This is a genomic window from Saccharomonospora iraqiensis subsp. iraqiensis, from assembly GCF_000430445.1.
Classification (GTDB): Bacteria; Actinomycetota; Actinomycetes; order Mycobacteriales; family Pseudonocardiaceae; genus Saccharomonospora; species Saccharomonospora iraqiensis.
Genome location: NZ_KE387124.1, coordinates 32,400 through 36,334, shown reverse-complemented (window position 1 = coordinate 36,334; position 3,935 = coordinate 32,400). Strand labels below are relative to the sequence as shown.

Genomic DNA, 3,935 nt, shown 5'->3' with positions numbered 1-3,935 from the left:
GTCGTGGCGCGGCGGCGGTGGCGTCCTCCGCGGCGGCGGTGGCGTCCGGGGGCGCGGTCTCGCGCGTCGTCTGCCGGGTCACGCCCTCATCGTAGGGCCACGGCGGGCCGCCACGCACCAAGCGGAACATCTGCTCCGCTCCGGGTACAGTGGGGACGAGTGAATCCGGAGCGCACGCTCCGCGCGGTGGTCGCCGGAAAGGTGGAAGTTCGTGACCCCTGTCCTGTCCGTCCTCGACCTGGCCATGGTCGGCAAGAACGAGACGAACCGCGAAGCCCTGGACGCCGCCGTGGTGCAGGCCCAGCGCGCCGAGCAGCTCGGCTACCACCGCGTCTGGTACGCCGAGCACCACAACATGAAGGCGATCGCCTCCTCGGCCACCAGCGTGCTCATCGCACACGTCGCCGCGCACACCCGGAGCATCCGGCTCGGCGCGGGCGGGGTGATGCTGCCCAACCACGCCCCGCTGACGATCGCCGAGCAGTTCGGCACCCTGGCCACGCTGCACCCGGACCGCATCGACCTCGGCCTCGGGCGCGCCCCCGGCACCGACCAGAACACCCTGCGTGCCCTGCGCCGGGACGCCAACTCGGCGGACTCGTTCCCGCAGGACGTGCAGGAGCTGCAGGCGTTCCTCGGCGAACGCAGCGCCATCCCCGGGGTGGACGCCGTCCCCGGCAAGGGCACGAACGTCCCGCTGTACATCCTCGGCTCGTCGCTGTTCGGCGCCCAGCTCGCCGCGATGCTCGGCCTGCCGTACGCGTTCGCCTCGCACTTCTCCCCGGACGCGCTGGAGCAGGCCGTGGCGGTCTACCGGGAGAAGTTCCAGCCGTCCGCCCAGCTCGCCGAGCCGTACGTGATCGCCGGGGTGAACGTGCTGGCCGCCGAGTCCGAGGAGGAGGCGCAGGAGCAGTTCACCGTGGTCAAGCGGCAGCGGGTGCGGCTGCTGGTCGGCCGGGGACGCAACTTCACCGACGCCGAGGCCGACGCGATCCTGGACTCCCCGCAGGGCGGCCAGCTCAAGAACATGGTCCGCTACAGCGCCGTCGGCACGGCCGAGCAGACCAAGCGCTACCTCGACGAGTTCGCCACCCACGCCGACGCCGACGAGCTGATCACCGCCCACCAGGGGCCGACGCCGAAGGACCGCATCCGTTCGATGGAGCTGCTGGCCGAGGCCACCGGCCTCAGCGGGTGAGCCCGCGGGCGGGGCCGCCGACCTCGTCGAATCGGCCCCGCCACGTCGTCCGGGGTGGCATGATGCGCTCCCGTCGTCCCGTCGGCGCCGGGGGAGAAACGGGCGCGGACGAGCGACCGACTCGTCTCACGGGTGGCCCGCGGGCGGTGGTCCGCGGGTTGACGTCACGGGGGTGACATGACCGGGGAACCCGGAGAACAGGACGACGACATGGCGACACACGAGGAGACGCTGGCGCAGCTGTATCAGGGTGTGGAGCAGTGCACGAACATCCACAACGCGGTGCAGCACGCCCTGTCGATGGCGGGCGGCCTGTCCGACCTGCTGCGCAACAGCCTCGGCGGCACCGCGGCCCACGACGAGGTCGGCGGCTACTGCGAGAGCGTGCTGGCCCAGCTCGAACTGTCCGCCCAGTCGGTCGAACAGACCAGGCACGCCCTCGACACGCTCATGGTGCGCTTCGAGGGCATGACGTAGTCGCCGGGCGCGCACGGAAAATGCCGTGCCCGGCCCGGCGGTGGCGGCGCACCATGGGCCGATGCTGGAGGCACACTTTCCCGTGTTCGGGCTGCGCCTGCGCACCCCGCGGCTGGAGCTGCGTCTGCCCGGGGGCGAGGAGCTCGCGGCGCTGGCCGACCTGGCCGTCGACGGCGTCCACCCACCCGAGGTGATGCCGTTCCTGCATCCGTGGACCGACCGGCCGCCCGTCGAGCGGGCGCGGGGGCTCGTGCAGCACCACTGGAGCACACTGGGCGCGTGGGAGCCGGGGGACTGGAAGCTGAATCTCGTCGTGCTGCACGGTGGTGCGGTCGTGGGCACCCAGGGGCTCACCGGGAGAGAGTTCGCCGTCACCCGCGTGGTCGGCAGCGGGTCGTGGCTCGGGCGGCGGTACCAGGGCCGCGGACTGGGCACCGAGATGCGGGCGGCGGTGCTGCATCTCGCCTTCGCGGGGCTGGGCGCGGAGGAGGCCGTCACCGGCGCCTTCACCGACAACGCCGCTTCCCTGGCGGTGTCCCGCAAGCTCGGCTACCGACCGGACGGGCTCGACCGGCACGCCGTGCGCGGGGAGGCCGCCGTGGAGCAACGGCTGCGGTTGAGCCGTGCCGACTGGCGGCGGCACCGCACGGTGGACGTGGAGATCGCGGGGCTCGACGAGGCGTGCCGGGCGCAGTTCGGCGTCGGGTCCTGACCCGCCCCGGTTGCCGGACGCGCCGGGCGGGTACCGGACGATGGGACGGCACGCCCACAGCCGATGCGAGCAGGAGGACGACGACGGTGACCTACCACGCGGCGGTGCGGACGGTGGCTCCGGACGGTTCCGACGACGTCCGGGAGGTTCCGGTCGCGGGGGCCGACGACGTCGACGAGCTGCTCTCGCTGCTGTCCGGTGAGGAGGTGTACACCGCGACGGTGCACGAGGGGGAGGACGACCCGGCGCTCGACGTGCAGATCCACGAGAGCTGGGGGTACCTGCTCTACTCCGGTGACGAACTGCTCGCCTACAGCGTCGGTGACCCGGACTCGCCCGCGCTGTCCGACGTCTCCGAGGCCCAGTTCCCCAAGGGCAGCGGCGTGCCGCTGGAGACGCTGCGCACGGCGCTGGTCGAGTTCGTCACCAGCGGCGGCGGCGCCCCCGAAGCGGTGGGCTGGCAGGACGCGCTGACCGCGCACGAGGGCTGACCCACACGGGAGGACGGACCGCACTCGCAGTGCCGACGGCGTGCGCGACAGTCGGCCACCGGCACCGGATCACCGGGTACCGCCGGGGGTGGTCAGTCGGGGCGGTCGGTGGCCTCGCGCACCGCGGTGTACACGTCGGACAGTCGGCCGGGCCAGTCGCGCCGGACGGCCTCCCACGCGGCGCGCAGCGACACCCGTCGGGCGAGCACGATCACCGGCGCCTCGCCCCAGTGGGTCGCCACCACGGTGCCGGTGCGGTCCGGCTCGTGCGGGAAGGGCGCCCCGCCGGGCAGGAAATCGACGGTGAGCGTGGCCGTCGCGGGCAGTCCCGCGCTCGTGCCGGCGCTGGGCGACTCCCCCGAGGCGGTGAGGTCGTCGGTGACACCCCCCATCGCGGCGCGGTAGCCGCGCAGGCTGTGGCGCAGGTGCGGCTCCGTGGGCATCGGGCAGTCCGGGTACGCGGCGTTGTAGGCCTGCACGGAGGCGAAACTCTCTGGGGTCACGCCCGACAATCCTACCCTGACGTTAGGGAAGGTTTACGGCTCGCCCGGCCTCTCCGGACCCCCGTCCGGTGTGGACGACGGAGTGCCGCCCGGAGGTGTCGGGACGGCCGGTCCGGCGGGTTCCGGTCGCTACACTGGGTGTGCCGGGCGGGACCGTTCCGGCGGAGCGGGGAAGGCGTGATGCGCGTGTCCGGGAGCCCGGCCGACGACGGGGCGGATTCCGACGAGCGGCTGGACGCCGTCGAGGCGGCGTTGAGCAAGAGCAAGCGCTACAGCGGCCTCGCCCCGGCCACCGTGCGGCGGGTGGCCCGCAGGGCGCTCGTCTCGTCCGGGGGAGATGTCACCGACGCCGTCAAGCGCACCAAGCGCGGCCTGCACGAGATCTACGGCGCGTACGTCCCCGGCGGGGCGCCGCCGTACCGGAGCATCCTGCGCAAGCTCGAGGAGGCGGTCGCCGACGCCGACGCCGACTCCGGCAGCGCCGACGACGCCGTGTCCGGCAGCGCCGACGACGCCGTGTCCGGCAGCGCCGACGACGCCGTACCCGGCAGTGC

Annotated in this window: 5 protein-coding genes and 1 pseudogene; 5 read left to right on the top strand and 1 reads right to left on the bottom strand. The window is 73.5% G+C overall.

Going from position 1 to position 3,935, the window contains the following annotated elements; translation table 11 throughout:
- The first annotated feature begins 211 nt into the window (after positions 1-211).
- From ACTIR_RS0118630 to ACTIR_RS0118615, 4 genes are all read left to right on the top strand, one after another.
- Positions 212-1,198, top strand: coding sequence for an LLM class flavin-dependent oxidoreductase (locus tag ACTIR_RS0118630; protein ID WP_026455413.1), 987 nt, complete (start codon positions 212-214; stop codon positions 1,196-1,198).
- Positions 1,199-1,375: 177 nt separating this feature from the next.
- The gene (locus ACTIR_RS0118625; protein WP_007025132.1) at positions 1,376-1,675 is read left to right on the top strand and encodes a hypothetical protein; all 300 of its coding nucleotides are present in this window, start codon (positions 1,376-1,378) and stop codon (positions 1,673-1,675) included.
- 61 nt (positions 1,676-1,736) lie between these two features.
- Entirely contained in the window at positions 1,737-2,387 is a 651-nt protein-coding gene (locus tag ACTIR_RS0118620; RefSeq protein ID WP_026455411.1) for a GNAT family N-acetyltransferase, read from the top strand.
- Positions 2,388-2,473: 86 nt separating this feature from the next.
- Positions 2,474-2,878: an Imm1 family immunity protein gene (locus ACTIR_RS0118615; protein WP_026455410.1), complete on the top strand. Its 405-nt coding sequence runs from the start codon at positions 2,474-2,476 to the stop codon at positions 2,876-2,878.
- A gap of 92 nt (positions 2,879-2,970) precedes the next feature.
- On the opposite strand, the gene ACTIR_RS0118610 is transcribed toward ACTIR_RS0118615, so the two are convergent.
- Positions 2,971-3,381 carry a hypothetical protein gene (locus ACTIR_RS0118610; RefSeq protein WP_026455409.1) on the bottom strand — a complete coding sequence of 137 codons (411 nt, stop codon included), beginning with the start codon at positions 3,379-3,381 and terminating at the stop codon, positions 2,971-2,973.
- 180 nt (positions 3,382-3,561) lie between these two features.
- Here ACTIR_RS0118610 and ACTIR_RS24265 point away from each other — a divergent pair.
- Positions 3,562-3,935, top strand: a pseudogene (locus ACTIR_RS24265) (16S rRNA methyltransferase); the annotation flags it as partial.

Coding starts and splice junctions, on each gene's coding strand:
- ACTIR_RS0118620 (WP_026455411.1), top strand. CDS start 1,737: ATGCTGGAGGCACACTTTCCCGTGTTCGGGCTGCGCCTGCGCACCCCG.
- ACTIR_RS0118625 (WP_007025132.1), top strand. CDS start 1,376: ATGACCGGGGAACCCGGAGAACAGGACGACGACATGGCGACACACGAG.